The 25203-nt window shown below is 63.1% G+C and carries 24 protein-coding genes; 4 read left to right on the top strand and 20 right to left on the bottom strand.

Going from position 1 to position 25203, the window contains the following annotated elements; genetic code table 11:
• Nucleotides 1–7: 7 nt before the first annotated feature.
• The 8 genes from FBX97_RS21560 to FBX97_RS21595 all read right to left on the bottom strand — a co-directional run bounded on the left by FBX97_RS21560 (nt 8) and on the right by FBX97_RS21595 (nt 7970).
• Entirely contained in the window at nt 8–778 is a 771-nt protein-coding gene (locus FBX97_RS21560; protein WP_141836435.1) for a TSUP family transporter, read from the bottom strand.
• 81 nt (nt 779–859) lie between these two features.
• Nucleotides 860–1702, bottom strand: coding sequence for an alpha/beta fold hydrolase (locus FBX97_RS21565; RefSeq protein ID WP_141836437.1), 843 nt, complete (start codon nt 1700–1702; stop codon nt 860–862).
• Nucleotides 1699–2667: a branched-chain amino acid ABC transporter permease gene (locus FBX97_RS21570; protein WP_141836440.1), complete on the bottom strand. Its 969-nt coding sequence runs from the start codon at nt 2665–2667 to the stop codon at nt 1699–1701. Before FBX97_RS21570 ends, FBX97_RS21565 begins: the two co-directional genes overlap by 4 nt.
• Entirely contained in the window at nt 2667–3551 is an 885-nt protein-coding gene (locus tag FBX97_RS21575) for a branched-chain amino acid ABC transporter permease (RefSeq protein WP_141836442.1), read from the bottom strand. Before FBX97_RS21575 ends, FBX97_RS21570 begins: the two co-directional genes overlap by 1 nt.
• Nucleotides 3552–3555: 4 nt before the next feature.
• Nucleotides 3556–4752 (bottom strand): ABC transporter substrate-binding protein, encoded by a 1197-nt coding sequence (locus FBX97_RS21580; RefSeq protein ID WP_141836444.1) that lies wholly within the window; start codon nt 4750–4752, stop codon nt 3556–3558.
• Nucleotides 4753–4799: 47 nt separating this feature from the next.
• Nucleotides 4800–5531, bottom strand: a complete 732-nt coding sequence (locus FBX97_RS21585) for an ABC transporter ATP-binding protein (RefSeq protein ID WP_141836446.1) — start codon at nt 5529–5531, stop codon at nt 4800–4802.
• On the bottom strand, nt 5528–6307 hold the full coding sequence (locus FBX97_RS21590) for an ABC transporter ATP-binding protein (RefSeq protein ID WP_141836448.1): 780 nt from the start codon (nt 6305–6307) through the stop codon (nt 5528–5530). The genes FBX97_RS21585 and FBX97_RS21590 overlap by 4 nt, the downstream gene beginning before the upstream one ends.
• Nucleotides 6308–6320: 13 nt before the next feature.
• A complete protein-coding gene (locus tag FBX97_RS21595) occupies nt 6321–7970 on the bottom strand; it encodes a GMC family oxidoreductase (protein WP_141836450.1) in 1650 nt (549 codons plus the stop codon).
• A gap of 1459 nt (nt 7971–9429) precedes the next feature.
• Here FBX97_RS21595 and FBX97_RS21600 point away from each other — a divergent pair.
• Nucleotides 9430–10221 (top strand): 5'-methylthioadenosine/adenosylhomocysteine nucleosidase, encoded by a 792-nt coding sequence (locus FBX97_RS21600; RefSeq protein ID WP_141837114.1) that lies wholly within the window; start codon nt 9430–9432, stop codon nt 10219–10221.
• On the opposite strand, the gene ald is transcribed toward FBX97_RS21600, so the two are convergent.
• On the bottom strand, nt 10191–11306 hold the full coding sequence (ald, locus tag FBX97_RS21605; RefSeq protein ID WP_141836452.1) for an alanine dehydrogenase: 1116 nt from the start codon (nt 11304–11306) through the stop codon (nt 10191–10193). The two genes, FBX97_RS21600 and ald, sit on opposite strands and share 31 nt — an antisense overlap.
• Before the next feature lie 56 nt (nt 11307–11362).
• Complete coding sequence (gene putA / locus FBX97_RS21610; RefSeq protein ID WP_141836454.1) at nt 11363–15010, bottom strand: trifunctional transcriptional regulator/proline dehydrogenase/L-glutamate gamma-semialdehyde dehydrogenase; 3648 nt, start codon at nt 15008–15010, stop codon at nt 11363–11365.
• 226 nt (nt 15011–15236) lie between these two features.
• On the opposite strand from putA, the gene FBX97_RS21615 reads away from it, so the two are divergent.
• Entirely contained in the window at nt 15237–15692 is a 456-nt protein-coding gene (locus FBX97_RS21615) for an Lrp/AsnC ligand binding domain-containing protein (protein ID WP_036171419.1), read from the top strand.
• 95 nt (nt 15693–15787) lie between these two features.
• On the opposite strand, the gene FBX97_RS21620 is transcribed toward FBX97_RS21615, so the two are convergent.
• On the bottom strand, nt 15788–16768 hold the full coding sequence (locus tag FBX97_RS21620; RefSeq protein ID WP_141836456.1) for a LysR family transcriptional regulator: 981 nt from the start codon (nt 16766–16768) through the stop codon (nt 15788–15790).
• 153 nt (nt 16769–16921) lie between these two features.
• Here FBX97_RS21620 and FBX97_RS21625 point away from each other — a divergent pair, with 153 nt between their 5' ends.
• A complete protein-coding gene (locus FBX97_RS21625; protein WP_141836458.1) occupies nt 16922–17191 on the top strand; it encodes a hypothetical protein in 270 nt (89 codons plus the stop codon).
• A gap of 620 nt (nt 17192–17811) precedes the next feature.
• On the opposite strand, the gene FBX97_RS21630 is transcribed toward FBX97_RS21625, so the two are convergent.
• The 6 genes from FBX97_RS21630 to FBX97_RS21655 all read right to left on the bottom strand — a co-directional run bounded on the left by FBX97_RS21630 (nt 17812) and on the right by FBX97_RS21655 (nt 21765).
• Nucleotides 17812–18399, bottom strand: a complete 588-nt coding sequence (locus FBX97_RS21630) for a chalcone isomerase family protein (RefSeq protein ID WP_141836460.1) — start codon at nt 18397–18399, stop codon at nt 17812–17814.
• An 89-nt stretch (nt 18400–18488) separates the two neighbouring features.
• The gene (locus FBX97_RS21635; protein ID WP_185748678.1) at nt 18489–19064 is read right to left on the bottom strand and encodes a DUF1003 domain-containing protein; all 576 of its coding nucleotides are present in this window, start codon (nt 19062–19064) and stop codon (nt 18489–18491) included.
• 187 nt (nt 19065–19251) lie between these two features.
• Nucleotides 19252–19509, bottom strand: a complete 258-nt coding sequence (locus FBX97_RS21640; protein WP_141836464.1) for a YfhL family 4Fe-4S dicluster ferredoxin — start codon at nt 19507–19509, stop codon at nt 19252–19254.
• A 14-nt stretch (nt 19510–19523) separates the two neighbouring features.
• Nucleotides 19524–20045 carry a pantetheine-phosphate adenylyltransferase gene (coaD, locus tag FBX97_RS21645; RefSeq protein ID WP_141836466.1) on the bottom strand — a complete coding sequence of 174 codons (522 nt, stop codon included), beginning with the start codon at nt 20043–20045 and terminating at the stop codon, nt 19524–19526.
• 90 nt (nt 20046–20135) lie between these two features.
• Nucleotides 20136–20780 (bottom strand): 16S rRNA (guanine(966)-N(2))-methyltransferase RsmD, encoded by a 645-nt coding sequence (gene rsmD, locus FBX97_RS21650; RefSeq protein ID WP_141836468.1) that lies wholly within the window; start codon nt 20778–20780, stop codon nt 20136–20138.
• A gap of 88 nt (nt 20781–20868) precedes the next feature.
• Nucleotides 20869–21765 carry a DUF6279 family lipoprotein gene (locus FBX97_RS21655; protein ID WP_141836470.1) on the bottom strand — a complete coding sequence of 299 codons (897 nt, stop codon included), beginning with the start codon at nt 21763–21765 and terminating at the stop codon, nt 20869–20871.
• Nucleotides 21766–21808: 43 nt separating this feature from the next.
• Here FBX97_RS21655 and glmU point away from each other — a divergent pair, with 43 nt between their 5' ends.
• On the top strand, nt 21809–23185 hold the full coding sequence (gene glmU, locus FBX97_RS21660) for a bifunctional UDP-N-acetylglucosamine diphosphorylase/glucosamine-1-phosphate N-acetyltransferase GlmU (protein ID WP_141836472.1): 1377 nt from the start codon (nt 21809–21811) through the stop codon (nt 23183–23185).
• Between the two features lie 98 nt (nt 23186–23283).
• On the opposite strand, the gene FBX97_RS21665 is transcribed toward glmU, so the two are convergent.
• The 3 genes from FBX97_RS21665 to FBX97_RS21675 are packed head-to-tail and all read right to left on the bottom strand — an operon-like array spanning nt 23284 to nt 25129.
• A complete protein-coding gene (locus tag FBX97_RS21665; RefSeq protein WP_141836474.1) occupies nt 23284–23802 on the bottom strand; it encodes an FtsX-like permease family protein in 519 nt (172 codons plus the stop codon).
• Nucleotides 23799–24632, bottom strand: coding sequence for an ABC transporter ATP-binding protein (locus FBX97_RS21670; RefSeq protein ID WP_255517582.1), 834 nt, complete (start codon nt 24630–24632; stop codon nt 23799–23801). The genes FBX97_RS21665 and FBX97_RS21670 overlap by 4 nt, the downstream gene beginning before the upstream one ends.
• A gap of 23 nt (nt 24633–24655) precedes the next feature.
• Entirely contained in the window at nt 24656–25129 is a 474-nt protein-coding gene (locus tag FBX97_RS21675; RefSeq protein ID WP_141836476.1) for an Lrp/AsnC family transcriptional regulator, read from the bottom strand.
• Nucleotides 25130–25203: the final 74 nt, after the last annotated feature.

A 25203-nucleotide genomic window follows, 5' to 3' on the forward strand; every position in this document is an offset into this window, starting at 1 on the left:
GAAACAGTCAGAACCCCAGGTGCCTCACCGTATCGTAGGCCGTCTTTACAATCAGCACCGAGACAACTACCAGGAACAGCTTGCGCACGAAGCCACTGCCATGCTTCAGCGCCAGCCGCGTGCCGATCAGGGAGCCGCCGATCTGGCACACCGCCATCAACCCTGCCAGCTTCCAGATCAGGTGGCCGCTGTACCCGAACCACAGCAGTGCCGAGACATTGCAGGCGACGTTGACGACCTTGGCCGCCGCCGACGCGCCCAGGAAATCGAAACCGAAAAAGCGCACGAACAGGAACAGCAGGAAGCTGCCGGTACCGGGGCCGAAGAAGCCGTCATAAAACCCGATGGCAGCACCGACGCCCATCGCCAGCCAGCGCTCCTTCATGCCGCTGTGCAGCGGCGCGTGAGTCGAACCGAAATCCTTTTTCTTGAACGTGTAGACCGCGACCGCCAGCAGGATCAAAGGCAGCAGGCTGCGCACAAAGTCGCCCGGGACCCGTGTCACGGCAAAGGCGCCGACACAGGCAAACAGGAAAGCCGTCACCGCGGCCGGTGCCGCCGTGCTCCACGCGACATTCACCCGGCGCGTGTACTTGGCCGCCGCGACCACCGTGCCGCACATCGATGCCAGTTTATTCGTACCGAGCAGCGTGGCCGGCACGTCTCTCGGGAACACCGCAAAGATGGCCGGGATCTGGATCAAACCGCCACCGCCGACGACAGCATCAACGAGACCGGCAAGAAAGGCCGCGCAGGCCAGCAGGGTGAAATCGAACATGGGGAGGCGGACCAAGGGAAAAGCAATATTTTACGGTAAGCAAACATCGCAACCGTAAGCTTTGCTGTTCCCTCCTCCACCTCAGGCAGCAGCCGCCGAATGCGAACGGCTGCCGAGAAAATCGAGCAGCAGGCGGTTGACCTGTTCGTGCGCCGTCAACTGCAGCCAGTGGTCGGCGTCGTGGATGCGCTCGAAGCGGAATTCGGCGTCGACGTAGCGCGCCGAATCACGCATCTGCTTTTCGCCCAGGGCCGGATCGCAATCGCTCCAGATGCCCATCACCGGCACCCGCACCCGTGGGTAGCCCTTGGGCAGTGCCAGCCCGACATTCGCGCGGTAATAATTGAGCGCCGCCGTCAGGCGACCGGGCGGCGACAGGTCGCGTTTCCAATGCTCGGCCTGGCCGGGCTCGCCGGTGAACTGGCGCATCATGAACCAGTCGCCGGCGCGCAGCATCTGCTCGGCGATGCCGGGCAGCATAAAACCGAGGACATAGGTCATGCGCAGATGCTGGATCAGGCCGGCGCGGGCGATCGCCGACGGGTGTCCGGTCGACAGCGCCACCAGGCGTTCGATGCGCTGCGGCGCCAGTGCCGCCAGTTGCCAGCCGATCAGGCCACCCCAGTCGTGACCGACCAGGCTGACCTTGTCGATCTTCAGCGCATCCAACAAGCCCAGGACGTCACCGCGCAGCTTTTCCAGCGTGTAGTCGTAGACACCACCCGGCGCATCGCTGCGGCCATAGCCGCGCAAGTCCGGCACCAGCACGCGGTAGCCGGCGGCGGCCAGTACCCCGACCTGCTTGCGCCAGACGAGGTGGGTGTCGGGAAAGCCGTGCAGCAGCAGCACCGGCGGCCCCTGCCCGGTCATGGTGGTATGCATGCGGATGCCATTTACATCCAGCATCAGGGATTCGTCGATCACGCGCGTCTCCTCGAATAGGCATGGGCCAGTTCGCCGACGATACCGCGGCGGAACAACAGCACGGAGGCAACGAAGATCAGCCCGGTGACGATGCCCACCGATTCGCCCAGCGACGCAAACCATTCTACATGGGTCGCGCCGGCGAGGAAGTTCCCGAGGTCGCCCAGCTTGTTTTCCAGCGCAACCACGAGGAAGGCACCGAGGATCGGCCCGGCCAGCGTGCCCATGCCGCCGACCAGGGTCATCAGGATGACGAGGCCGGACATGGTCCAGTGGACGTCGGTCAAGGTCTCGAAGCCGAGCACGACCGCCTTGAGCGCACCGGCCAGCCCGGCCAGCGCGGCCGACAAGACGAAGGCCAGCAATTTGTAGCGGTCGACGTCGTAGCCGAGGGAGATGGCGCGCGGCTCGTTTTCCTTGATCGCGCGCAGCACCTGGCCAAACGGCGAGTGGATCGTGCGCACGATCAGGGCGAAGCCGGCGGCGGTAATGGCCAGCACCACGTAGTACAAAGTGAGGTCGCTGCCGAGGTCAAACGAGCCCAGCAGGCGGCCGCGCGGGATCCCCTGCAGCCCGTCTTCGCCGTGGGTGAACGGTGCGCGCAGCGCCGAGAAATACACCATCTGTGCCAGTGCCAGCGTGATCATCGCAAAATAAATGCCCTGGCGGCGGATTGCCAGCGCGCCCATCACGAGGCCGAGCAGCGCCGCCGCCAGCACCCCGAGCAGGATGCCGAGTTCGAACGGCAGGCCCAACGTCGCCAGCGCATAGCCGGCCACGTAGCCGGCGCCGCCGAAAAACGCGGCGTGGCCGAAGGACAGCAAGCCGGCGTAGCCGATCAGCAAATTAAAAGCACAGGCGAACAGGCCGAAGCACAGCAGCTTCATCAGGAATACCGGGTAGCCTACGAAAGGCGCCACCAGGGCCGCCAGCAGGACAAGGGCATAGACGATTTTCTTGGACATTATTTTTCCTTGCCGAACAGGCCGGCGGGACGCAGCAGCAGCACGATCACCATCACCATGAACACCACCACTTCCGACGCTTCCGGATACCAGACCCGGGTCAAGCCCTCGATCACGCCCAGGCCGAGGCCGGTCAGAATGGCGCCGAGGATGGAACCCATGCCGCCGATCACGACCACGGCGAACACGACGATGATCAGGTTGGAGCCCATCAGCGGGGTGACGTTGATGACCGGCGCCGCCAGCACCCCGGCCAGGCCGGCCAGCGCCACCCCGAAGCCGTAGGTCAGCATCACCATGCGCGGCACGTTGACGCCGAAGGCTTCGACCAGTTTCGGGTTCTCGGTGCCGGCGCGCAGGGTCGCTCCCAGGCGCGTCTTTTCGATCACGAACCAGGTTGCCAGGCAGACCGCGAGCGAGGCTGCCACCACCCAGGCGCGGTAGTTCGGCAGGATCATGAAGCCGAGGTCGGTGGCGCCGGCCAGCATGTCCGGCACGTCGAGGGTCTGGCCCGACACCCCGTAAAAGGAGCGGAACAAGCCCTCCAGCAGCAGCGTGATGCCGAAGGTCAGCAACAAGCCATACAGGTGGTCGAGCCGGTACAGGCGGCGCAGCATGGCGCGCTCGACCAGGATGCCAAACAGGCCCACCGCCAGCGGCGCCAGCACCAGCATCGCCCAGTAGTTCAGGCCGAAGCTGGTGACGCCGATGAAGGCGGCGAACGCGCCCATCATGTACAGCGCCCCGTGCGCGAAATTGATCACGTTGAGCAGGCCGAAGATGACGGCCAGGCCGAGCGACAGCATCGCATAGAAGGAGCCGTTGACCAGCCCCAGCAGCAGCTGGCTCAGCAGGGCCGGCAGGGGAACGCCGAAGAGTTCCATCGCCCTACTTCCACAGCGCGCACTTGGTTTCGGCCTTGGTGGTGTAGGCCTGGGCACCCGGGATCGTCGCCACCACCTTGTAGTAATCCCACGCTCCTTTCGATTCCTTCGGCGTTTTGACTTGCATCAGGTACATGTCGTAAACCATGCGGCCGTCCGGACGGATCTCGCCGTTCTTGGTGAACATGTCGTTGATGCGCGTTTTCTTGAGCTGGGCCATGACCTTGTCGGCGTCGTCGCTGCCGAGGGTCTTGACGGCATTCAGGTAGTTGGTGGCGGCCGAATAATCGGCCGCCTGCAGCATCGACGGCTGCTTCTTCATCTTGGCAAAGTAGCGCTTGGCCCAGGCGCGGCTGGCGTCGTTCTGGTCCCAGTACCAGCCGTCGGTGAGGTACAGGCCCTGGGTCGTGTTCAGGCCGAGGGTGTGGATATCGTTGATGAAGACCAGCAGCCCGGCGACTTTCATTTTCTTGGTCAGGCCGAATTCGTTGGCCGCCTTGACGGCGTTGATGAAATCGCCGCCGGCATTCGCCAGGCCCAGCACCTGCGCCTTGGCGCCCTGGGCCTGCAGCAGGAAGGACGAGAAATCGGAAGCCGACAGCGGGTGGCGCACGCTGCCGAGTACGCTGCCGCCGTTGGCCTTGACGACGTCGGTGGTGTCCTTTTCCAGCGACTGGCCGAAGGCATAGTCGGCGGTCAGGAAATACCAGGACTTGCCGCCCTGCTTCACCATGGTGGCGCCGGTGCCGCGCGCCAGCGCCACGGTGTCGTAGGCGTAGTGCACGGTGTAGGGCGAGCACTGCTCGTTGGTCAGTTGTGCGGTGCCGGAACCGATCGCAATGAACACTTTTTTCTTTTCACGTGCGACTTTTGCCATGGCCAGGCTGGCGCCCGAATTGGTGCCGCCGATCAGCATGTCGACGCCCTGCTGGTCGAACCATTCGCGTGCGCGGCTGGCGGCGATGTCCGGTTTGTTCTGGTGGTCGGCGACCACGAACTCGATTTTTTTGCCATTGATGGCGCCGCCCATATCGGCGATCGCCATCCGCACCGCTTCCGCGCCGCCATTGCCGTCGACATCGGAATACACGCCGGACAGATCGGTGATCATGCCGATCTTGATGGTGTCGCCCGAGACTTGGGCCTGGGCCGGCAGGGACAGGGCCGCGCTGGCGGCAAGGGCGATCGCTGTGATTTTCATTCTGGTCTCCGTTGTAAAAAAATCGCTTGTGATGTTCTTGCCCGGGTTCAGACGCCGAGCAGTTCCGTCAGTGCCGGCATGCTGGCCTGCAGTTGTGAAGCCGCAATCGTGCTGACGATGCGGCCGTGTTCCATGACATAAAAGCGGTCGGCCAGCGGCGCCGCAAAGCGGAAGTTCTGTTCCACCATCACGATCGTGTAGCCGCGTTCCTTCAGCGTGAGGATGGTGCGCGCCAGCGCCTGCACGATGACCGGCGCCAGTCCTTCCGAGATTTCATCGAGCAAGAGCAGGCGCGCACCGGTGCGCAGGATGCGCGCCACCGCCAGCATCTGCTGTTCGCCGCCGGACAGGCGCGTGCCCTGGCTGTGGCGGCGCTCGTACAGGTTGGGAAACATGGCATAGATCTCGTCGACGCTCATGGCGGCGCTCATCGGCTGACCCGCCCCGCTGCCATTACCCTGCAGCCGCGGCGGCAGCATCAGGTTTTCTTCGGTCGACAGCGCCGAGAAAATGCCGCGCTCTTCCGGGCAATAGCCGATGCCGAGATGGGCGATCCGGTGCGTCGGCAGAGAAATCGCCTCGACGCCGTCGACCTTGATCGAGCCCGAACGGGCACCGGTCAGGCCCATGATGGCGCGCAAGGTCGTGGTGCGGCCGGCGCCGTTACGCCCGAGCAAGGTCACGACTTCGCCGCGGGCGACGCTGAAACTGACGTCGTGCAGGATGTGCGATTCGCCATACCAGGCTTGGACACCCGTCAATTCGAGCGCGGCCGTCATTCGTGCGCTCCCTGCAAGGCGGCATCGGCGCTGCCCATATAGGCTTCCATCACCTGCGGATTTTTCGCTACCTCGGCATAGCTGCCCTCGGCAAGGATGGCGCCGCGCTGCAGCACCGAGATGCGGTCGCAGATGCCGGACACCACGTTCATGTTGTGCTCGACCATCAGCACCGTGCGGCCCTGCGCCACCTTCTTGATCAGCGCCGTCACCCGGTGCACGTCTTCATGGCCCATGCCCTGGGTCGGCTCGTCGAGCAGCATCAGTTCCGGCTCCATTCCCAGCGTCGTGGCGATCTCGAGCGCGCGCTTGCGGCCATACGGCAAGTCGGCGGTGACGGTGTCGGCGAAGCCGGCCAGGTCGACCTCGGCCAGCAGTTCGCGCGCGCGTTCGTCCAGCACCCCGAGGGAGCGCCCGCTGCGCCAGAACTGGTAACTGGTGCCGAGCCGGCGCTGCAGGCCGACGCGCACGTTCTGCAGCACCGTCAGGTGCGGGAACACCGCCGAAATCTGGAACGAACGCACGATGCCCATGCGCGCCACCCGGGCCGGCGGCACCCGGCTGATGTCGCGGCCGTTGAACAGGATCTGGCCCGATGTCGGCGCCAGGAAGCGCGTCAGCAAGTTGAAACAGGTGGTTTTGCCGGCACCGTTGGGGCCGATCAGTGCATGGATATGGCCGCGCCGCACCTGCAAATCGACGGCGTCGACCGCCGTAAAACCCTTGAATTCCTTGCTGAGCTTGCGCGTTTCGAGAATGATGTCCGCGTCGGCCATGCCGGTCGTCTCCTTATATTGTCGTCTCCGCTGTCGTCTGCGCGGTGGTTTCGAGAATCCATTGCGCCGCCTGTTCGGCGATCATCAGGGTCGGTGAATTCGTGTTGCCGGACGTGATCCACGGCATGACGGAGGCGTCGACCACGCGCAATCCGGCCACGCCGTTGACCCGCAGGCGGCTGTCGAGCACCGACAAGGGATCGCCGGCAGGACCCATGCGGCAGGTGCCGACCGGGTGGAAAATCGTGGTGCCGATCAGGCCGGCCGCTTCGGCCAGCTCTTCCTCGGTGCGGTAATGCGGTCCCGGCTTGAACTCTTCGGGCCGGTATTTCGCCAGCGCGGGAGACGCAACGATACGCCGCGTCAGCGCCAGCGCATCGGCTGCGACCTTGCGGTCTTCGGCCGTGCTCAGGTAATTCGGCGTGATCTTCGGTGCTACGTAACTGTCGTTCGAGGCAAGGCGGACATGGCCGCGCGAGCTCGGGCGCAGGTTGCAGACGCTGGCCGTGAACGCTGGAAAACCGTGCAGGGGATCGCCGAATTTTTCCAGAGACAGCGGCTGCACGTGGTATTGCAGGTTGGGCGTGGCCTGGGACGGGTCGGAGCGGGCAAACGCCCCCAGCTGCGACGGCGCCATCGACATCGGCCCGCTCTGCGACAGCACGTATTGCAGCCCGATCAGCATCTTGCCGTACCAGGAAGCGGCGCTGGTGTTCAGCGAACGCGCGCCGCTGATGCGGTAGACCATGCGCAATTGCAGGTGATCCTGCAGGTTGGCGCCGACGCCGGGGGCATCGACGCGCGGCCGGATGCCGTGCGCGTGCAGCAAGGCAGCCGGCCCGATGCCGGACAATTGCAGGATGTGCGGCGAGCCGATGGCGCCGGCGGCGAGCAGGGTTTCGCGGCGCGCGGTGGCGCTGAACGCCCTGCCCCCGCCCGTAAAACGCACGCCGCGGCAGACCTGGCCGTGTTCGCTGTCCTCGATCAGCAGCCGCTCGACGTGGCAGCCGGTCATGATGGTCAGATTCGGGCGCCGCGCCGCCGGCCGCAAGAAGGCCTTGGCCGTGTTCAGGCGGATGCCGCGGCGCTGGTTGACGTCGAAATAGGCGCAGCCGGCGTTATCGCCGCCATTGAAATCGTCGATTTTGGGGATGCCGTTCTCGGCCGCCGCTTCGCGGAACGCATCCAGGATCTCCCAGGACAGGCGCTGGCGCTCGACGCGCCACTCGCCGCCGCTGCCGTGGATGGCGCTGGCGCCGCCGTGATGGTCTTCGCTGCGTTTAAAAACCGGCAGCACGGCATCCCAGCGCCAGGATGGATCGCCGGTGAACGCGGCCCAGCGGTCGTAGTCGCCGGCCTGGCCGCGCATGTAGATCATGCCGTTGATCGAGGAACTGCCGCCCAGTACTTTACCGCGTGGATACAGGAGGGTGCGGCCGCCCAGGCCCGCTTCGATTTCGGTGCGGAACAGCCAGTCGGTGCGCGGATTGTCGATGCAGTAGAGGTAGCCGACCGGGATGTGGATCCACAGGTAGTCATCCTTGCCGCCGGCTTCGATCAGCAAGACCCGGGTGTCCGAGCGGCGCGTGAGACGGTTGGCCAGCAGGCAGCCGGCGGTGCCGGCGCCGACGATGACGTAATCGTATTCTCCCGCCGATTCCATGCCGCGCCTCTCGATCCGTATACGTCGATCAGGTAATGCCGCTCAGGATGCAGATCAGAACTTCGTGGAGGCAAGCTTACCAGATGATTAAGGTTTACAGGCACTCATCCGTTGTGGATAAGGGTTTGCATATCCACAGGTATCGATTGTGGGGAACGCCGCTTTTGTTCGTGGTCGAAAATCTTGTCCAGTTTTTCCACGAGGCACATACAAGGTCGACCCACTGCCTTATACGGCACGTAAACGATTGATCTTGTGGATAAAACCTGGCTTATCCACAGAGGATGGGGGTCGTTAACTATTACCATTATTCTGTATACAAGCTTTTGGTTGTAAACCTGACGACGCGCTTTGCGCATGTGGCCGCGTTCAAAAAAAAAGCCGCCTTCGGGCGGCGTTAACGCTGTCGAACCGGTCAACCAAAAAGCGGCCGTCACCGGACAAAAAAATCTCACGGCGCCGATCCAGTTCCCGCCCTGGATCGCAATCCTGCTTCGACGGCCTTGCCGGCTACCTGAAAACCCGGTTTACCAATAAAAACCAGCGCCGCTGTGGATAAGCCCATGCATATCAACAGGATCGAATGTGCGGAACTGCCCCGCTCGTCCACAGCCTGATTTTTGTCCAGTTAACGTCCTCGCCAGACACAAGGCTTGTTCAGCTGCTTGAAACACAGGTAAACCATTGAGGCTGTGAAGAAAATCCGGCTTATCCACAGACAGGCAGGCGTTTACTATCACTACCAATTTATATATTTATCCAAGTTAACTAAAACAACGACGCGGTGCGCGTGGACAAACGACTGCGGCCTGGCCGCTTGATTGCATGCTTTCATTTGTCTACAGGAAGAACGCGATGCGAACCCATCGCAGGGAAGCTGGTTAACGGGTGATCGAAAACGGGTTGCCGAACATGGCATGCACAACCAGGACGGCCGGTCAGAACCGCCGGCAGGTTACCGGCATGGTTTACGGCAGCGCCATTCCTGCAAAACTGGTTCTGAAGACAACAAATCCAGCCCTTCCGACAGGCGTCTGTGGAGAAAGCCCTGCATATCCACAGGACTGGATGTGCAGAAGACGTCTTTTCTGGTTAACGCCGCTTTTTGTCCACGAACGGTTCAGCTTAGATACAATCCTTTTCCAGCGTATACGCCGTCACGTAAACCGTTGATGCTGTAGACAAATCCGGCTTTATCCACAGACGAAGCCGCGTTTACTATCTACTACCAGTTTTTATATATATCTTTGGTCTATTAAAACAAAAACCGGCAAGCAGAGGAGCAGGACGGCAAACGGCGTAAACGACCACTACTGGCGTAAACATGCGTATACGCCGAACGCATAGGTCAGCAATGAAGTACCTATACATCCAGCGTATGAGCACGACAGCAGGCATGTATGCGTCCGGCGTATACACCGTTAACATCACCTTCAACCCCTTCCAGGACGGTCAATTTATGCGGTTAGGCATCATCAGCGCCTTGCACGAAGAACAGCAGGGCCTCGTGGAAGCCATGCAGAGCCCCTACAAGATCATCCATGGCATGCGTGAGGTCTGGGTCGGACAACTGTGGGAAATCGACGCTGTGTGCGTTTTATCGCGAATTGGCAAGGTTGCCGCTGCCATGACGGCGACACTGCTTGTGGAAAAATTTGGTGTTACCCACATCCTGTTCACGGGCGTGGCCGGCAGTGCCGACAAATCGGTGCATGTCGGCGACATCGTGGTCGCGGAATCGCTGGTTCAGCACGACATGGATGCGAGTCCCTTGTTTCCACGTCATGAAGTGCCGTTAACCGGGATCAGCCACTTCGCGTCGGACCAGACCATGGCGCTGCAACTGCTCCAGGCAGCCGGCGATTTCCTCGACACCGAACTGGCAACAAGCATCGATGCCCAGGAAAGGGCCGTATTCGCGCTCCAGGCGCCGCGCGTCCATCGAGGCCTCATCGGTAGCGGCGACCAGTTCGTGGGCAGCAGAGAGCGCATACAGGCCCTTGGCGCGGCTCTGCCGGGTTTGCTGGCGGTCGAGATGGAAGGTGCTGCCGTGGCCCAGGTGTGTTTCGAGCTCGGCATACCGTTCGGCGTGATCCGCACGATTTCCGACAATGCCAATGAAAACGCGGCCACCGATTTCATGCGCTTCGTGAAATCGGTGGCCGCGCGTTATGCATTTTGTATCGTCCGCCAGTTCTGCCGGCAACTGGGGGCAGGCGTTCAGCCCAATAAAGTGTCTGCCGGCACGTAGTCGTAGCCGAGGTCCCAGGCCACGGCCTGGTGCGTGATCTTGCCCTGGCAGACGTTCAGGCCATTCCTGAGGTGGGGATCGTCGCGCAGCGCCCCCTGCCAGCCTTTGTTGGCCAGCGCGATCGCGTGCGCGATGGTGGCGTTGTTCAGCGCAAAGGTCGAGGTCCGCGCCACCGCGCCCGGCATGTTCGCCACGCAGTAATGGACGACGCCGTCGACCATGAAGGTCGGGTCGGCGTGGGTGGTCGGGTGCGAGGTCTCGAAGCAGCCGCCCTGGTCGATCGCGACGTCGACCATGACTGCCCCCTTTTTCATGCGCGACACCATCGCCCGCGTGACCAGCTTCGGCGCCGCCGCGCCCGGCACCAGCACGCCGCCGACGACCAGGTCGGCCGACAGCACCGCTTCCTCGATCGCGTGCGCATTCGAATACAGGGTCGAGATGCGGTTGCCGAACACCAGGTCGAGCTGGCGCAGGCGGTCGACGTTCTTATCGAGCACGGTGACGCGGGCGCCGCTGCCGACCGCCATCTGCAGTGCATTGGTGCCGACCACGCCGGCGCCGATGACGACCACGTGGCCGGCCGCCACGCCGGGTACGCCGCCCAGCAGCAGGCCCATGCCGCCCTTCGACTTTTCCAGGTGGCTGGCGCCGGCCTGGATCGCCATCCGCCCCGCCACCTCGCTCATCGGCGCCAGCAGCGGCAAACCGCCGCCGGGGCCGGTGATGGTTTCGTAGGCGATGCAGACGGCGCTGGCATCGATCAGCGCCGCGGTCTGCTCCGGATCCGGCGCCAGGTGCAGATAGGTGTACAGGATCTGGCCCGGGCGCAGCATGGCGCATTCGCCCGGCTGCGGTTCCTTGACCTTCACGATCATGTCGGCCTGCGCGAAGATGGCGCGCGCATCGCCGGCGATGCTGGCGCCGGCCGCCTGGTATTGCGCATCGGTCAGGCCGATCTCGGCACCGGCGCCGGTCTGCACCATCACCTGGTGGCCGCGCGCCACCAGCTCATGCACGCTGGGTGGCGTCAGGCCGACCCGGTACTCGTGGTTTTTGATTTCTTTGGGAACGCCTACTAGCATGTCTTCCTCCAAGTTATGCTAACTACAGGACTACAGAATTCGGGGCTCCCGGATGATCACACTCCCAGCGTCATCAGGCTTGCGTTACCCCCAGCCGCGGTCGTGTTGACGCACAGCGCGCGTTCCGCCACCAGGCGCCACAGGGCGACCGGCGCGTTCTCGCGGGTGTCGACGATGCCGACGATGGCGCCCGGACGGCCTGCCAGCCGGTCATGCAGCGTGTTCGATGCGCCGGCCTCGACCAGCGCCATCGCGACATCGCTGCCTTCCAGCCTGGCGGCGCCGATCACGCGCAGCTGCGCCTGTACGCCGGCCGGCAGGTTGGCCGGCAGCAGCGCGCGGCCCTCTTCCAGCACCAGCGCACGGTTGCCGGTGGCGAACACCGCCGCCAGCTGGTTCAGCAGTCCGGCGGTCGACGCGGCGGCGCACAGGACCGTACCGCGCGGGACGAAGGCGAGCCGGTTGCGCTCGCCGGTCGGACCCGGCAATTCCAGCTCGATGCCGTCCAGCGTGGTCTGCATGTAGCCGTCGGCCAGCGTGGCGAGCGCGGCATGGCCGTTGGCGCGCGCCCAGGCCAGCAGCGCGTCCAGCGCGGCATTGCTGCGGCGCTCGTGGGTGAGGAGCGGCGCCGCATCCTGTTGCAGGCGCTTCAGGTAGAGCGGACCGCCGGCCTTGGGGCCGGTGCCGGATTTGCCTTCTCCGCCGAAGGGCTGCACGCCGACCACGGCACCGACGATGTTGCGGTTGACGTAGATGTTGCCGACGTGGGCGCGCGTGGCGATGAAGTCGATGGTCTCGTCGATGCGCGAATGCACGCCCAGCGTCAGGCCGTAGCCGGTGGCGTTGATGGTGTCGACCACTTGCCCCAGGTCGGCGCGGCGGTAGCGCACGATGTGCAGTACCGGGCCGAACACTTCGCGCTGCAGCTCGGCCAGCGAACCGATTTCCAGCACCGTCGGCGGCACGAAGGTGCCCTGCTGCGCCAGGCCATCCGGCAGCGACAGCGAGAAATGCTGTTTCGCATTCGCCTTCATGCGCTCGATGTGGCCCAGCAGGTTGCCCTGCGCTTCGGCATCGATCACCGGGCCGATATCGGTGGCCAGGCGGTCCGGCACGCCGACGCGCAATTCCTGCATCGCGCCCTTCAGCATGCGGATCGTCTTATCGGCGATATCGTCCTGCAGGAACAGCACGCGCAGCGCCGAGCAGCGCTGGCCGGCACTGTCGAAGGCCGAGCTCAGGACGTCCTGCACCACCTGTTCCGGCAGCGCCGAGGAATCGACGATCAGGGCGTTCTGGCCACCGGTTTCCGCAATCAGCGGAATGTCGCCGCCCTCGCGCACGGCGCGCTGGGCCAGCGTGCGGTTGATCAATTGGGCGACTTCGGTCGAGCCGGTAAAAATCACGCCGTTTACGCGCGCATCGTCGGTCAAGGCGGCGCCGACGGTTTCGCCGCGGCCCGGCAGCAGCTGCAGCGCGCCGGCCGGCACACCGGCCTCGTGAAACAGCTGCACCGCGCGGAAGGCGATCAGTGGCGTCTGTTCGGCCGGTTTTGCCAGCACGGTGTTGCCGGCGGCCAGCGCGGCCGCGACCTGGCCGGTAAAAATCGCCAGCGGGAAGTTCCATGGGCTGATGCATGTCACGGGTCCCAGCGCCCGGCTGGTGCTGGCGCTGCGGATCTCGGCCGCGTAATAGCGCAGGAAGTCGACGGCTTCGCGGATTTCCGCGATCGCGTTGGGCAGCGATTTACCGGCTTCGCGCACGGCCAGCGCCATCAGTTCGGCCTGGTGCCGTTCGAACAGATCGCCCACGCGCAGCAGGATGTCGGCACGCGCGGCGTTGCCGAGACCCTCCCACGCCGGTGCGGCGGCCACGGCGGCATCCAGCGCGGTATCGACGTCGCCGACTGTCGCTTCGGTAATTTGGCCGACGATATCGGCCGACTGCGCCGGGTTCACGATATTCAGCGCGCCCGCCGCTTCGAGTTGGCCATCGATCAATGGCGCTGCCACGTAGGGACGCGCAGTGCCCAGTTCGCCTGCCAGGGCGGCCAGTACGTCTTCGTTGGCGAGATCCAGGCCGCTGGAATTCCTGCGGCCGTCCGGATACAGCGCCTGCGGCAGCGGGATGCGCGGATGCGGCAGGCAGTTGGCGGCACGGGCGGCGTCGAACGGGTCGGTCAACAGCGTCTCGATCGGCACGCTTTCGTCGACGATCTGGTTGACGAACGACGAATTGGCGCCGTTTTCCAGCAGCCGGCGCACCAGGTAGGCCAGCAGGGTTTCGTGCGAACCGACCGGCGCATAGATGCGGCAGGCTTTATCCAGATTCTCGGCACCGACGACCTGGTCGTACAGCGTCTCTCCCATGCCGTGCAGGCACTGGAATTCGTAATTCTGCACATTGTCCGCCTTGGCCCAGGTGTAGATCACGGACAGGGTATGGGCGTTGTGGGTGGCGAACTGGGCGTAGATGACGTCGGTCGCGCCCAAGAGCTTGCGCGCGCAGGTGAGGTAGGAAACGTCGGTGTACACCTTTCTCGTGTACACCGGGTAACCCGGCAGGCCGTCGACCTGGGCGCGCTTGATCTCGGCATCCCAGTACGCGCCCTTGACCAGGCGCACCATGAACTTGCGGCCGCTGCGGCGCGCCAGGTCGACCACGAAGTCGATCACGAACGGGCAGCGTTTTTGATAGCCCTGCACCACCAGGCCGATGCCCTCGAAGCCGGCCAGGTCGGGGTCGAAGGCCAGCGCTTCCAGCATGTCGAGCGAAATCTCGAGGCGGTCGGCTTCTTCGGCGTCGATGTTGATGCCGATGTTGTAGCCCTTGGCGAGCAGCACCAGCTGGCGCACGCGCGGCAGCAGTTCCGCCATCACGCGCGCATACTGGGCCCGGCTGTAGCGTGGATGCAGCGCCGACAGCTTGATGGAGATGCCCGGACCGTCCTTGATGCCGCGGCCATTCGAGGCTTTACCGATCGCGTGGATCGCCGCTTCGTACGAGGCGTAGTAATGCTGCGCATCGAGCTCGGTCAGCGCGGCTTCGCCCAGCATGTCGTAGGAGTAGCGGTAGCCGCGGGTTTCGTTGTCGCGGCTGTTCTTCAGCGCTTCCTCGATGGTCTGGCCGGTTACGAACTGGTTGCCGAGCATGCGCATCGCCAGGTCGACGCCCTTGCGGATCAGCGGTTCGCCGCCCTTCGCGATCATCCGCGTCAGCGCGGCGCCCAGGCCTTTTTCACTACTCGACCCCACCAGCTTGCCGGTGACCAATAAACCCCAGGTGGCGGCGTTCACGAACAGCGACGGCGATTCGCCCAGGTGCTTTTTCCAGTCGCCCTTGCTGATCTTGTCGGCGATCAGGCGGTCGGCCGTCTCGCTGTCCGGGATGCGCAGCAGCGCTTCGGCGAGGCACATCAGGGCTACGCCTTCCTCGGACGACAGCGAGAATTCGTGCATCAGCGCATCCACCCCGGACGCGCGGGTGCGCTTGGCACGCACCGCGCTCACCAGGCGATGCGCCAGGCCGTGCGCGTCCGCATGCGCGCGCGCGCCCTGCGCCAGCAGCCATTCCACCGCGGTGGTCTCGTCGCGGCGGTAGGCGGCGGTGATCGCGGCACGCAGTGGCGCCTGGGCGCTGCGGGTCTCGGCTTGCAGGGCGTCGAAAGGAACGAAGGTGGTGGCCGGGGCGGCGGCAATGTTCATGGAAACTCGAAAAAAAGTGAAGAATCGGGGTCAATCAGGGGCTAGCTGCGCATGGCAAAACGCGCCGCACCGTAAATACGGCCGGCGCGAGTCGGAATGCGGAAACATGATTCGATTGTAGAGAGAATTCTTCTTGATTAATTCTGTTTTTACAGAAGACTAGCAATAGATAGTTTTTGGTGAGAGAATTTCACCAAATAATATTTATAGTGGAGAGTGAACCAAGATGCTGGACAAGATCAGCAAGAAAATCCTTGCCGAGCTACAAAGCGACGGGCGCATCAGCAACGTCGAACTGGCGGCACGGGTCAACCTGTCGCCGGCAGCCTGCCTGGAACGGGTGCGCAAGTTGCACGAGTCCGGCTACATCATGGGCTATACGGCCCAGTTGAATCCGCAGCTGCTGGACGTGTCGCTGCTGGTCTTCATCGAAGTGGTGCTGGACCGCACGACGCCCGAGGTGTTCGACGCCTTCAAGCAGAGCGTGCAGCTGATTCCGGAAGTGCTCGAGTGCCACATGGTGGCGGGCGGTTTCGACTACCTGGTCAAGGCGCGTGTCAAGGACATGGCGGCTTACCGCGAGTTCCTTGGTAAGACATTGCTGCAGAAGGGGGTGCGCGAGACGCACACGTATGCGGTGATGGAAGAGGTCAAGAATACGACCAAGTTGCCGATCAAATAAAAAACAGACGTTGATACATGCACGTCGCCCCTGCGAAGGCAGGGGCGACGTTTACATTGACGTGGCGAAGGTGACGAGCATTCAGCACACTCGCTTTACGCCACCTTCTCCATCCGCTCATTCGTCTCCGACTTCTGCGGCAGCGTCTTCTGGGCCGAGGCCGACATGCTTTCCAGGTTGTTGCGCAGCCAGCGGTGAGCCGGGCTGCGGCCATCGCGTTCGTGCCACAGCATGTCGAGGTGCACGGCCGGCAGTTGGAACGGCAGTTCGCGCCACACCAGCGCATCGGCGGCGCCGGTGGAGGCGATCAGGTGCTTGGGCAGCACGGTGACCAGGTCGGAGTTGGCGACCACGCGGCCGGCGGTGAAGAACTGGTTGACGGTCAGCAGGATGCGGCGTTCGCGGCCGATCTGGGCCAGCGCCTCGTCGACCAGGCCGTGCGCACGGCCGGAGAAGCTCACCAGCAGGTGGTCGGCCTTGCAGTAGCTGTCGAGTTCGAGCTTGCCCTGCGCCAGCGGGTGGTTCTTGCGCATCACGGCCACGTACTCGCCCGAATACAGGCGCTCGTGGCGGATCGGCGAACCGGTCTCGTAGGACAGCTGGGCGGCAACGCCGGGGAAGAAGCCGACGGCCAGGTCGATGTCGCCACGCAGCAACATCGGGCGCGGTTCGCGCGTGGTCAGCGGCACCATGCGGATGTTGACGCCGGGTGCCTCTTTTTCGATCGAGCGCACCAGCGACGGCAGCCACAGCGCGGCGGTGGCGTCGGCCATGGCCAGGCGGAAGGTGGCCTGGGCCTTGGAGACGTCGAAGGTTTCCGGCATCACGGCCGCTTCCAGCGCGGCCAGCGCCTGGCGCACCGAGGGCCACAGCGCTTCGGCGCGCGGCGTCGGCTTGACGCCATAGGCGGTCCGGATCAGCAATTCGTCGCCGAGACTCTCGCGCAGGCGCTTGATGGCGTTCGAGACGGCAGGTTGCGTCATGGCCAGGTGGCCGGCGGCCCGGGTCAGGTTTTGCTCGGTCATGACAGCGTCGAAGACACGGAGCAGGTTCAGGTCAAGCGTAAGAAAGCTCATGGCGATTCGGCGCTAAAGGGTAAACAAGGTGATGACAGTGTACCTGATTTCCCATTCACGAACAGCATGAGCACTATCAGGGAACGTAATTAGATTTATATGTTGCGTTGCACTATAGTGATATGGAACTCATCGATATCCTATATATAAGCCATGTCTTTCGCTGACACCCTGTTCCAAGCGCCGCTGACCGCCGTTCCCTTTGCCCACCTGGTGACCGGCATGGTCCAGTTGACCGTGCTGGGTGCCGTGCTGATGTTCTTCCGCCCGCTGCTGATCGGCATCGCCCGTGCGCTGGTGCTGGTGGTGCGCCCGCGCCCGACCAAGGACCAGCTGGCAGCGCGCCGCAAGCTGAACGCGGCCAAGCAGGCCGACCTCGAGCTCGATACCCCAAGCGTGCGGGCCATGGGTTCGCGCTCCTGATAGAATTTACCCGCTTCCTCCAAGAAAACGGCGCCCGGTAACGGGCGCCGTTTTTTTTCGCCCGTCCGGGCCGTTCCTATCCCCTGTCTAGCCTGCCGCCATTCGCCCTCGTCTGCCGGCCAGGGTAAGCGATTCTCGTTGTCCACCCCTGATTTCCGGTTACCCGGGTTTTGGTGGATTTTTTCGGCCGGTTGATTTAACAATTAGTCGATAGACGATGTAGTGTGCATAAATTCGATTATGCGCTCAATCGAAAGATGCGCCATTAATGGAAGATAATGAATGTAAAATACGCGATATTGATGAGCTACTCCGGTTTGACGCGTACCCCGGTTTGGGATGATATAAAAATCATAGATAAGAGTAATTGCAGGAACATGCATGAGGTATGGGCTGATAATCGTAGGTTTTGGATGAAGTTCATAGTAAGTTGCGCATTATGGATGATCTACGGTTACTTTCGATAACATCGAAGATAGGGCCTGCCAGTGGCGTCGGGATGGCGGATGCAGGGGACCCCTACCCCGAAAAAATGGCAGTCGCGCAGTCAAAAAACCGGGGCGAAAAAAAACGCGGCCGCCGGTTGCCCGGGGCCGCGTTTTGGAAGGGAAAAGTAAAGCCTAGCGGGCGTCGCCCAGCAGCGCCGGCTTGAGCGAGCGGTCGACCGGCTTGTCGCCCAGCCAGATGCGCAGCAGCGCGTTATAGAAATTGACGTCGGGGACGCTTTCGATCAGTTTTTTGCCGTTCAGCTCGCACACGGTGCCGCTGCCCGGAATCCAGTCGATGTGCAGCACGTCGCCCTTCTTGAGGCCGTCGACGCCGGCAAACATTTCACCGAACTTGCCGATCTGGGCCACGATCTTCTGCTTTTCGGCCTTGTCGACGTTATCGTTGAGGCCATCCATGAAGGCCTTGCCGAAATCCTCGGACGAGACGTCGCGCGCCATCTGCAGGGTGATGCGGCGTGGGCCGTCCTGTTTCAGGATCTCGGCCAGCGCCTTCGATTTTTCCGGCAGGTACAGGCCGGCGGCATAGACTTTGATGACGAACTTGGTGCGCATGCCGGCACCGTTCAATTTCAAGTCCTTGCCCGCGACCTTGTTCGTGTCCTCGAATCTATAACCGCTGACATCGACGGCAGCGGCAGCAGGCAGGGCCATCGTCACGGTGAGAAAGGCGCCGACGGCGAGCGTATGCATCCAACGCATGGGGTGTCTCCTTCTAGTGAATTCAAGCAAGCAAAATGCTGCTTTAGCGCACTCTATCCACAGCGCAGCCAATCGGCAACACCTTGGTGTCAATCGTCGGACTTGCGGGTGCGCTCCCCTGCTTCGCCGTAGGGGTCGTCGTTTTTGCTCTCGATCGCTTCGAGCACGGCTTTCGGATCGGCCGGCTTGGCCAGTTCCTCGGCTTCCCGGTCGACTTCCGAGCGGACATTCGGCAGGTCGCGCCGCAGCTGGTCGATCAGTTCGATGATCTTGCTGGTCTTTTCTTCGGTGAGCAGGTTGACTTGCAGATCGAGGTGGGCGTGATGATCGGCCAGGCGCGACATGCGGTTCTGGCGGATCAGCACTGTTGTCGAGATGACGAAGGCGTTCAGGGTGATGATGCCTTGCAGCAGCGAAAACGGTGGCGGGTCGAAGGTCTTGAAATGCAGGTCGGTGGCCGTGATGTTAATCAGGATCCAGCACAGGATGAAGCCGATGTTGCCGGCGATGTAAACCGGACTGCCCAGGAACAGCGCGACCTTTTCCATGAGGCGCTGGGTGGTGGTGACATGTTCTTCATGCCGTGCATAAAACTCGGCAATGGTGCCGATGTTTTCGCTGACCGAAGACGGCAGCGCGGAGTGCTGGTCGGTTTCGTCCTTCATGGAACCAGCATAGCACGAAGCAAGAAACCCTTTTATATCTCGTATATTGCGAGCGCAATCAAACATAAATTGCGTATGCAATCAAACGCGGCATGGTTATTCAGCTTGCATGAAGCGGACCCGGGATCGATAGCGAAACGGCAGACAAAAAAATGCCGGCCTCGAAGGACCGGCATGCTTTGAAGCTTCAGGCTGCCTTGGCAGCGGTCAGGCGTTCGTACTTGGCCTGGAGTTGTTCGCGGCTTTCGCGCCAAGCGGGATCGAAGGGGATGCAGGCGACGGGGCAGAGTTGCTGGCACTGGGGTTCGTCGAAATGGCCGACGCATTCGGTGCACTTGTGCGGATCGATCTGGTAAAACTCCGCGCCCATCGAGATTGCGTCGTTCGGGCACTCGGGCTCGCACACGTCGCAATTGATACAGTCGTCGGTAATCAGCAAAGCCATGGATAACTCGGTCGTTATGCCTTCGGAGCGGTCGATGCCGCCGCCGCTGCAGCGGCATTGGCCGCGATTTTCTTCTGCAGCCAGCGGTCGACCGAAGGGAAGACGAATTTGGAGACATCCCCGCCCAGCATGGCGATCTCGCGCACGATGGTGCCCGAGATGAACTGGTACTGGTCGGACGGGGTCAGGAACAGCGTTTCGACATCGGGCAGCAGGTAGCGGTTCATGCCCGCCATCTGGAACTCGTATTCGAAGTCGGACACGGCGCGCAGGCCGCGCACGATCACGCGGGCATCGTGCTTGCGCACGAAATCCTTGAGCAGGCCGGAAAAGCTTTCGACCTGCACGTTCGGATAATGCCCGAGCACTTCGTTGGCGATTTCCAGGCGCTCGTCCAGCGAAAAGAAGGGTTTCTTGTTCTTGCTGTCGGCCACGCCCACCACCAGGGTGTCGAACAGGCCCGATGCGCGACGCACCAAATCCTCATGGCCGCGGGTCAGCGGATCGAAAGTACCTGGATAAACGGCTACAACCATTGCGGCTCCCTGGAAAATGCACCTGAATAGACGCGCATTATGCCTGAAATTTCGGCAGCCGCCCCGGTTCAGGGCGGATGTTGCGGTGTTTTAGTGCAACTTCAAGAGGTGGAAGTGCACCATGCCGGCTTTGTCGCCACGCACCAGTTCCCATTGTGCCAGCCATTCGGGCAGCGCGTCTTCTGCGCCGGCGGTTTCCGGGAACGGCAGGCGGTCGCCCGATTCCGCATATACCAGGCCGCCCGGCTTCAGCAACTGCGCGCACAGCGGCAAGGCCTGGGCCAGGAAATCCTGCTGGTAAGGCGGGTCTAGGAAGATCAGGTCGAAACGCTGGCCGCGCTGCGCCAGGTCGCGCGCCGCGCTCATGGCATCGGCGCGCAGCACGCGCACCTTGTCGGCCTTCAGTTTGTCCTTGATCGTTTCCAGCTGGCGCACGACCGGGCCGAGGGTATCGATCATGGTGATGGCGTTGGCGCCGCGGCTGGCGGCTTCGAAGCCGAGGGCGCCGCTGCCGGCGAACAGGTCGAGGCAGTCCAGCTGGTCCCAGTCGCCGTCGATCTGGTGCGTGATCCAGTTGAACACGGTTTCGCGGACGCGGTCCGGGGTCGGGCGCAGGCCGAAGGCGTCGAGGACGGGCAGCGGGGTGCGTTTCCAGGTGCCGCCGATGATGCGGACTTGTTGCGGCGGGCCGGGACGGCGGGGATACGAGGGGGAGGAGGACTTCTTCTTTTGCATGGGGCGACTATAGCATGCGCGTTTGGCGCATTGGCCGCCCCATGCAAAACGCGGCCATCACGGCCGCGTTGTCGATTGACTTGATAACTTATTTGCCCTGGGCCAGCGCGTTGAAATCGCTGATCCAGCCCTGCATGCGTTTCTGTGCATGGGCTTTCTGTTCCGGCGTGGTCAGGCGGATTGCCGTGACGATGAATTTCGCCGTGTTGTCCACATAGGCGTCGAAGAAGGCTTTGCGGTCGGGCGCGTCCATGCGGTCGAACATGTCGCGCAGCAGGTTGTGGATGGCCGACATGGTCTGTTCCTTGTTCAGCTTTTCCTGTTGCACGCGGCGCAGCAGCGCCACGATTTTCTTCTGGCGCAGCGTGCGTTCCTGCAGCCAGATCTCGTTATCCAGCGGACGCGCATCGGAGGCCTTGTGCAGCGCCGCTTCCTGGTCGCGGCTGAAACTGCCGAACCACAGTTCGAACTGTTCCATCGATTTCTTGAAACGCGCATCCTGCTGGTCCTGCACGCTGCCGCTCATGAATTTCTTGCGGAAGTCGGCATTATTTTTGGCGAATTTCTTTTCCATCTGGGCGATCTGGTCGGGCTTGATCGACATCGCGAGATCGGCCAGCTGCGGCAAGGCTTTGAAGGCCAGCAATTCGGTGCGCGCCTTGATGTCGCGGTAATCGGCCAGCAATTCGTCCTGGGTCACGTTGCCGTCGCCGAGCTGGCGCTGCATCTTGGTCATCAGCCCGGCATAGTCGCGCAGCTGGGTGCTGCGGTGCCACTGGAACAGGCTGTCGATGTCTTTCTTGACCCAGTCGGACTGGTCGCTATCGATATCGATGTAAGCATTCAACCAGTAGTACAACAAGGTGTCGCCGTGGTTATACGTAAACCGGATCGAACTGCAGCCGGCGGCCAATACCACGACAAACGCCAGGAACAGCAGGCGCACGCGCTGGAGCAATTGGGGGTGCGTGTTAAACTTTTTCATTTGGTAATCACTTCAACTTATTCAACTCATCCGAGATCGGCTTATGAACGTTGTCATCCTCGCCGCAGGCATGGGAAAGCGCATGCAATCCGCACTGCCGAAAGTCTTGCATCCGCTGGCCGGCAAGCCGCTGCTGCAGCATGTTATCAACACCGCACTCAGCCTCCAGCCGAGTAAATTATGCGTGATTTACGGACACGGCGGCGCAGCGGTGCCGAGTGCGGTTGCCGGGTGGAACGGTAGCGCCGGCATCGTCATCGATACCGCCCTGCAGCAGCCGCAGCTGGGCACAGGTCACGCCGTCATGCAGGCGCTGCCGCAGATCGATCCGGACGCGCCGACGCTGGTGCTGTACGGCGACGTGCCGCTGACCACCGCCGCCTCGCTGCAGCGCCTGGTCGAAGCGGCGGGCAGCGACAAGCTGGCGATCCTCACCGTGGTCCAAGACAACCCCTTTGGCCTGGGCCGCATCGTGCGCGAAGATGGCCGCATCGTGCGCATCGTGGAAGAAAAGGACGCGACCGAAGCCGAGCGCGCGATCAAGGAAATCAACAGCGGCATCATGGTCATCCCGACCCAGTACCTGGGCGGCTGGCTCGATTCCCTGCAGAACAACAATGCCCAAGGCGAGTATTACCTGACCGATATCGTGGCCAAGGCCGTTGCCGCCGGGGTACCGGTGGTGTCGGCCCAGCCGGCGGCCGAATGGGAAGTGGCGGGCGTGAATTCCAAGGTGCAGCTGGCCGAACTGGAACGCCGCCACCAGCTGAATATCGCCCATGCCCTGCTGGAAGGGGGCGTGACCCTGATGGACCCGGCGCGCATCGACGTGCGCGGCACCCTGCAATGCGGACGCGACGTCACCATCGACGTCGGCTGCGTGTTCGAGGGCAAGGTCACGCTGGGCGATGGGGTGACGATCGGCGCCCACAGCGTGCTGGTGAACACGACGGTCGCGGCCGGCGCCCAGGTCAAACCGTTCTGCCACTTCGAAGATGCCGTGGTCGGCGAGCAATCGGTCATCGGCCCGTACGCGCGCCTGCGCCCGGGCACGGAACTCGGCCAGGATGTCCACATCGGCAACTTCGTCGAAGTCAAGAACAGCAAGATCGCCGCCCACAGCAAGGCGAATCACCTGGCCTATGTCGGCGATGCCGACGTCGGTTCGCGCGTGAACATCGGCGCCGGTACCATCACCTGCAACTACGATGGCGCGAATAAATTCCGCACCACCATCGAAGACGATGCCTTCATCGGCAGCGACAGCCAGCTGGTGGCGCCGGTCACCGTCGGCAAGGGCGCGACCCTGGGCGCCGGCACCACGCTGACCAAGGATGCGCCGGCCGGCAAGCTGACCATTTCGCGGCCCAAGCAATTGACCGTGGAAGGCTGGCAGCGCCCGGTCAAGGTCAAGAAGTAAAGCGCGTAATCCACCCTGTGCACAGCAAAACCACAGGCTGTGCACAGGGCTTACTTGCCCTCTTCCACAATCCTGTCCACATCCTTGTCCACAGGATGTCAGCCGTCCTGATGGGGCGGCAGCAGCGCCAGCCCGTGCGCCACCTCATGGCGTGCGGCGCGGATCGCCGGCACCAGTGCGGCCAGCAGGCAGGCCGCCGCTAGCGCCACCAGCGCCGCCAGCGGCAGCAAGGCGCCGGATGCGGGCAGCGGCGCCGCCTGCCCCGGCAGCAGATGCGGCGGGCCGACGCTGCGCCCGCTACCCCAGGCCGCGATGGCGCCGAGCGCCAGTCCCGGCAACGCGCCGCCACAAGTTATCCACAGCGCTTCCAGCTCCAGCATCCACACCAGGGCCGGTCCCGACATGCCGAGCGCACGCAGCGTTGCCAGTTCGCGCCGTCGTGCCAGCGTCTGCAGTGCCATGTGGGCGGCGCTGGCACAGGCGGCCAGGGACAGCGCATGCAACCATCCGGCACCGAGCTCGAGCATGCAGGCGGCGGCGCCGATCGCCGATAGCGCGGCCCAGGCGCGCAGCCAGCCGCGGCGCACCGTGCACAATGCCAGGCGCGCCGGCGTCACGCCTCCACCCGCGCAGCGTGGAGGGATGCCGGGCGCGGATAGTGGCGCGGCAGGTCGGCCTGGCGCGCGCCGATCCGGCCATCGCTGAGCTGCAGCGTGCGCGAGGCGCGCACCAGCTGGCGCTGGTCGCGGGTGGTGATCACGAAGGCCGTGCCCTGCTCGCGCTGGCAGGCAGTCCACAGTTCCAGCACCATGCGCAGCGCGCTGCCGTCGAGGCGCGAGGTTGGTTCGTCGGCGACCACCAGGCGCGGCCGCGTGACCAGGGCACGCGCGATCGCCACCCGCTGGCATTGGCCCGGATCCAGGCGCGCCGGCCGGTGGTGCAGGTGCGACGCCAGGCCGACCCGGGCCAGCAGTTCGGTGGCCAGGGCCAGGGCATCGGCACGCTCCGCACGCGTCAGGCGGCGCTGCAGCAGCAGCGGCAGCAGGACGTTGTCGCGTGCCGTCAGGCCCGGTATCAATGTAAAACACTGGTAGACGGCGCCGATGAGGCGTGCGCGCAGGACGGCACGCTCGGCCGCGCCCAGCCCGGCGGCGTCGACCCCGTCGAGCAGCAGGCGGCCGCCGCTGGGTGGTTCGAGCAGGCCGATGATATTGGTCAGGGTGGTTTTACCGTGGCCGGATGGGCCGCACACGGCCACCATCTCGCCGGCGCCGACCTGCAGCTCGATGCCGCACAGCGCATGCACGTCAAATTCGCCATGACGGTAGTGCTTGTGGATGCCGGATAAGCTCAGCAGCGTCGACGCGCCGCCCATCGCTTCGGTGTGCACGATCGCCTCGCCGGATGCAGGAAAGACCTTCAGTAGACCCGGTTTGCCGTGGCGCACGGTTGAGCATGCTCAACGGCAACTTATACGATAATGCGTGTCTCGAACTTGCTACGGAAGGTCGAGAAATACGCCTTCACGTTACGCACGTTGCTGTGGGTGGTAAATAAACGGTGCGCCAGCGCGTGGTAGGCCGGCATGTCGGCCACCTGCACTACCAGCACGAAGTCGGGTCCGGGCGCAACGCGGTAGCACTGCAGCACGGCCGCCTCCAGCGCCACCACGTGTTCGAACTCTTCCATGCGATCGGCCGCCTGCACGTCCAGCGTGATCTCGACGATGGCAGTCAGGCGCGCACCCACCTGTTCCGGTGTGACCAGCGCAACTTGCCGTTCGATAACACCGTTATCCATCAGCTGCTTGACGCGACGCAGGCAAGTGGGCGGCGACACGTGTACCAGGGCTGCCAACTCGGCATTGGTATGCGAGGCGTCAACCTGCAGGGCGTTGAGAATGCGACGATCGATTTCGTCCAATGGGTAGGCGTCACTCGGCATTTTTATAAAAATAACTTCAAAAAATGAAAGGAAATTTCATCGTTAGCATAGCATGAAATATTCTTTCAAAATTC

Origin of the sequence: Herbaspirillum sp. SJZ107 (genome assembly GCF_006715485.1) — a bacterium.
Classification (GTDB): Bacteria; Pseudomonadota; Gammaproteobacteria; order Burkholderiales; family Burkholderiaceae_D; genus Telluria.